Below are 5,050 nucleotides of genomic sequence, written 5' to 3'. Positions count from 1 at the left end.
GCCGACGATCGTGCCGACGCGCAACCCCGAGTCGACGCGCACCCCGGCGCCCGTCGGCTCGGACAGCGAGATGACCTCGCCGCCGGTGGGTAGGAAGCCGCGCGCCGGGTCCTCGGCGTACACGCGCGCCTCGATGGCGTGGCCCGTCAGCGTCACGTCGTCCTGCGTGAACCCGAGCGGCTCACCGGCGGCCACGCGCACCTGCCACTCGACGAGGTCGAGGCCGGTGACGAGTTCGGTGACGGGGTGCTCGACCTGTAGGCGCGTGTTCATCTCCATGAAGAAGAACTCGTCGGGCGCGTCGGCGCTGACGATGAACTCGACCGTCCCCGCACCGACGTAGTCGACGGATCGTGCTGTGTTGCAGGCCGCTTCGCCGATTCGTGCACGCGTGGCGTCGTCGAGCAGCGGTGACGGTGCCTCTTCGATGACCTTCTGGTGACGGCGCTGCAGCGAGCACTCGCGCTCGCCGAGATGCACGACGTTGCCGTGCTTGTCCGCGATGACCTGCACCTCGATGTGCCGCGGGCGCAGCACGAACCGTTCGAGGAACAGCGTGTCGTCGCCGAAGCTCGAGGCGGCCTCCCGACGGGCGCGCGCGACGGCGTCGGCCATGTCCTCGGCACGCTCGACGACGTGCATGCCCTTGCCGCCGCCGCCGGCGCTCGGCTTGATGAGGACGGGGAAACCGACCTCGCTCGCGGCCGCGACGAGCTCGTCGTCACTCAGGCCGGATCGGGCGAGGCCGGGCACGACGGGCACGTCGAACGCGCTGACGGCTGTCTTCGCCGTGATCTTGTCGCCCATCGTCTCGATGGCGCGGCTGCCGGGGCCGAGGAAGGCGATGCCCGCCTCCTCGCACGCAGCCGCGAACGCGGTGTTCTCCGACAGGAACCCGTAGCCCGGGTGCACGCCGTCGGCGCCACTGATGCGGCACGCCTCGATGACGGCGGGGATGCTGAGGTAGTTCGTGCGAACCGGGGCGCTGGCGTCACCGCGCGCAACGTCGAGACGGTCCAGGTTGATGGCGACGTCGGCTTCGCGCACGTGCAGCGCGCTCGCGTCGGCGTCGGTGTAGACGGCGACGCTGCGGATGCCCATGCGGCGCAGCGTGCGCATGACGCGGACGGCGATCTCGCCGCGGTTGGCGATGAGAACCGTTGCGATGTCGCGCTTCTCGACGTTCGTGTCGGGGGCGGAGGTCGTGTTCGAGGTCATCTCACTCACATCCGGAAGACGCCGTAGCTGACGTCGGGCAGGTCGGTGCCGGAGCAGGCCTCGAGGGCGAGTCCGACGAGGTCGCGGGTGGAGGCGGGGTCGATGACGCCGTCGTCCCAGAGGCGGGCGGTCGAGTAGTAGGGGTTGCCCTGCGTCTCGTACTGCTCGCGGATCGGGGCCTTGAACGTCTCGGCGTCGTCGTCGCTCCACGGGGTGCCGGCGGCTTCGAGCTGGTCGCCGCGCACCGTCGCGAGCACGCTCGCGGCCTGTTCACCGCCCATGACGCTGATGCGCGCGTTGGGCCACATCCACAGGAATCGCGGCGAGTAGGCGCGCCCGCACATCGAGTAGTTGCCGGCACCGTAGCTGCCGCCGATGACGACGGTGAACTTCGGTACGCGCGCGCAGGCGACGGCCGTCACCATCTTCGCGCCGTGCTTGGCGATGCCCCCGGCCTCGTACTCGCGGCCCACCATGAAACCGGTGATGTTCTGCAGGAACAGCAGCGGCGTCTTGCGCTTGTCGGCAAGCTCGATGAAGTGCGCGCCCTTCTGCGCGGATTCGCCGAACAGCACGCCGTTGTTCGCGATGATCGCGACGGGGTGGCCGTGGATGTGCGCGAACCCGGTGACGAGCGTCTTGCCGTACTCGGCCTTGAACTCGTGGAACTCGCCGGCGTCGACGATCGTCTCGATGACATCGTGCACGTCGTACGGTGTGCGCAGGTCGACGGGGACGACGTCGTAGAGGCGTTCCTGATCATGCACGGCGTCGCGCGGTTCCACGGTGCGCCAAGGGGTTTCGGGCTTCGGCCCGAGCGTGCTGACGATGCTGCGCACCTTCATCAGTGCGTCGTGGTCGTCATCGGCGAGGTGGTCGGTGACGCCGGAGACCTTCGAGTGCAGGTCGCCGCCACCGAGATCCTCGGCCGTGACGACCTCGCCCGTCGCAGCCTTCACCAGCGGCGGGCCGCCGAGGAAGATCGTGCCCTGCTCGCGCACGATGACGGTCTCGTCGCTCATCGCGGGCACGTAGGCGCCGCCGGCGGTGCACGAACCCATGACGGCGGCGATCTGTGGAATGCCCTTCGCCGACAGCGTCGCCTGGTTGTAGAAGATGCGGCCGAAGTGGTCGCGGTCGGGGAACACGTCGTCCTGCTTGGGCAGGAACGCTCCGCCGGAGTCGACGAGGTAGATGCACGGCAGGTTGTTCTCGCGCGCGATCTCCTGCGCGCGCAGGTGCTTCTTCACCGTCATCGGGTAGTACGTGCCGCCCTTGACGGTCGCGTCGTTCGCGACGATGACGCACTCGCGACCCTCGACGCGGCCGATACCGCCGATGACGCCGGCGCCGGGGCACTCGTCGTCGTACATGCCGTCGGCGGCGAGGGGCGCGAGCTCGATGAACGGGCTGCCCGGATCGAGCAGCGTCTCGACGCGGTCGCGCGGCAACAGCTTGCCGCGGGCGACGTGGCGCTCGCGCGACTTGTCGCTGCCACCCTTCGCAGCGCGGGCCAGCTTGTCGTTCAGATCGTCGAGCAGGCGCAGATGCTCGGCTCGGTTGGCGGCTTGGTCGAAGGCCATGCGTTCGCTCACCCCGTGACGTCGGTGGGACGGGTCGGTGCGAGCGATCAGGTGACCTGCGTCACTCGCGCATTCAGTTAATCACAATTAACTCAAGTGTGGTGAGCGGGGAGGTCTGCCCGGGTGTCCTCGCCCGAGCACGTGGCGGGAGTCGTCGCAGTGAGCGGTGGGCGGTGGGCCGCTTGTGGCGGCTGGCGTCGTCAACCGTCCGTGTCGCATTCGTGCCAAGGGCTTTACGAGTCGGCGAGGCGAGCGTCCTGGTGAGTGAGGTGCGCATGTGCGCGGCCGGTTGGCGGCGGCCGTCGAGGCTGCGACGGCCGCGGGGGACCAGGGGGATCTGATGACTCGCAGGGATGAATTCACGAATCATGCTCAGTCGTGGCGACGGGCGGCTGTGGGAGCGGGAGCGACGCTCGTCGTGACGCTCGGGGGTGCGGCCTGCGGGTCGTCCGACCAGAGCGCGGCGCAGGCGTCGAGTCTGGCGTCGGCGTCGATGCCGTCGCCGGTGCGTCGGGCTCCCGGTGAGGCGACGCTCGTAGGCTGGCTTCGCGAATCGGCTTCGTACGACCCGAGGTTCGCGTTCGTCGCACTCGATGGGGACAGAATCGTCGGGCACGTGATGGCGACCGGGGGTGACCTCGACGGGGCGCCGACGCTCGGGCTGGGGCCGTTGTCGGTCGAGCCGTCGAGGCAGGGTCAGGGCATCGGGTCGCGGTTGATGGAGGCGACTCTGGACGCTGCTCGCCAGGCGGGCGCGAGCGTCGTCGTCCTGCTGGGTGAGCCGGGCTATTACTCGCGGTTCGGTTTCGTACCGGCTGCGGATCTCGGCATCAGCGCAGACCCGGCATGGGGCGAGTTCTTCCAGGCGCGTCCTCTCGCGAGCGGCTGGGGGTGCGACGGTGACGCCGCGAGCCCCGCGTATGCCGGGGCCCGCGGCGTCTTCACCTACCCCGAGCCGTTCGCGCGCCTGGGGTGACGGCCGGGCGTGTCGCGCCATCGCGTTTGAAGGGGTAGCCACGAACACGGCCGACTCGCGCGGCGCGTGTGAGCCGCAGTGTCGTTTCTTGACGGGGTGCCGCAGTTCGCTTCTGCGCTGTGGCGGCATGACCGGCATAACGCGGCACCCGGTGCCGGGCGCCGGTGCCCTGCGTCAGGGGCAGGTTTCGTCGAGCTTGACGGTCTTGAACCGCACGTCGACGCCGTCCTTGACCTCGGTTCCGGCGGCAGGGGTCTGTGAGCAGACCTTCCAGTGCTTGTCGAGCAGTTGGGGGCGGCTCGTGCCGAGCGCGTCGTCCGAGTGCGAGACGTAGAGCGGGTTGCCGGAGACCCGCTGCACGTCGTCCTGCGCGGCTTGCAAGGTCTTGCCGGTCTCGTCGGGCATGGTGAACGGCTCGGCCTGTGCCCCGACGGCCTTGGAGCTGGCATCGCCGGCTGCGCTCGATGCTGCGGAGCCTGCGCTCGCCACCGCGCTCGTGGCCTGCGACGCAGCACTGGTTGCGGCGTCCTCGGCCTTGTCGGTGTCGTTGCTCGAGCAACCGGCGAGGGCGAGAACGGCAGTCAGTGCGAGGAGGCTGGTCTTGTTCATAGATCGACCTTAGGCTGAGTTCCCTGGCTTAAGTCTCGCTGGTCATGCTTGTGTCCAACTCGTCACGCACGGCAGGGACCTCTCATGTCCGGGGCTTGCGCCGATGTGGTGGCTTAAGGATGAACCGGGATAACGGACGCTGAGGCCCTCCGTCCCCTTCCGAGTTCACGGGGCGCCGCAGTAGTTCCGTATGAGAGGCGGCTGTACCGTGATGATCAGCGCCGCCGCAGTGATCTTGTCCAACCCCGTCGGGGCGCTGTCCTATTTGTAATAGCCCTTTGCGTTGCCAAAGCCGTTTTCAACCGCGATGACGAGGTCGCCCGTGGCGTCGACACCGTAGGCCTGCTTCCAAGTGAGCGTCTTGCCGGGGAGAATGTCAGCGGTGGGCAGATCAACGCCCTTCTCGGTGTCGAAGGCCCCGTCGGATTGCTTATCTCCGCTCGTGGCTGTGGTCGTGAGCGTCATGGCGTTGTAGGGCTCTTTAGATCCGTTCTTCAACGTGACATCGACGATGACGAACTTCTTGAACTTGGTGTCAGAGGCTGCGTAGGGAGACGGTTGAAAGGGCTGAGGCTTCGAGATGGTGGCTCTTCACGAACGAGGGTGTAATCGGTTGAGCGCGTCGGTGGCCGGGTAGGGGTCGAGGTCTCCCGGATGATGGAAG

5 protein-coding genes are annotated in these 5,050 nt (G+C 68.2%); 1 reads left to right on the top strand and 4 read right to left on the bottom strand.

Annotation, left to right across the window (positions count from 1 at the left end; translation table 11 throughout):
- The coding region (locus AX669_RS03840; protein WP_156444920.1) for an acetyl/propionyl/methylcrotonyl-CoA carboxylase subunit alpha at positions 1–1,218 on the bottom strand (1,218 nt) is incomplete at its 3' end.
- 5 nt (positions 1,219–1,223) lie between these two features.
- Entirely contained in the window at positions 1,224–2,801 is a 1,578-nt protein-coding gene (locus tag AX669_RS03835) for a carboxyl transferase domain-containing protein (protein ID WP_062256720.1), read from the bottom strand.
- Positions 2,802–3,141: 340 nt separating this feature from the next.
- Here AX669_RS03835 and AX669_RS03830 point away from each other — a divergent pair, with 340 nt between their 5' ends.
- The gene (locus AX669_RS03830) at positions 3,142–3,777 is read left to right on the top strand and encodes a GNAT family N-acetyltransferase (protein ID WP_369815056.1); all 636 of its coding nucleotides are present in this window, start codon (positions 3,142–3,144) and stop codon (positions 3,775–3,777) included.
- 174 nt (positions 3,778–3,951) lie between these two features.
- Here AX669_RS03830 and AX669_RS03825 read toward each other — a convergent pair whose 3' ends face one another.
- Both AX669_RS03825 and AX669_RS13255 read right to left on the bottom strand, forming a co-directional pair.
- Entirely contained in the window at positions 3,952–4,386 is a 435-nt protein-coding gene (locus AX669_RS03825) for a lipoprotein (RefSeq protein ID WP_006946077.1), read from the bottom strand.
- 261 nt (positions 4,387–4,647) lie between these two features.
- Positions 4,648–4,968: a DUF4352 domain-containing protein gene (locus AX669_RS13255; RefSeq protein WP_156444919.1), complete on the bottom strand. Its 321-nt coding sequence runs from the start codon at positions 4,966–4,968 to the stop codon at positions 4,648–4,650.
- Positions 4,969–5,050 lie beyond the last annotated feature (82 nt).

The sequence above is a fragment of the Dermacoccus sp. CCH2-D9 genome (assembly GCF_001556795.1).
GTDB classification, from domain to species: domain Bacteria; phylum Actinomycetota; class Actinomycetes; order Actinomycetales; family Dermatophilaceae; genus Dermacoccus; species Dermacoccus nishinomiyaensis.
This window is presented reverse-complemented; position numbering and strand designations above follow the sequence as displayed.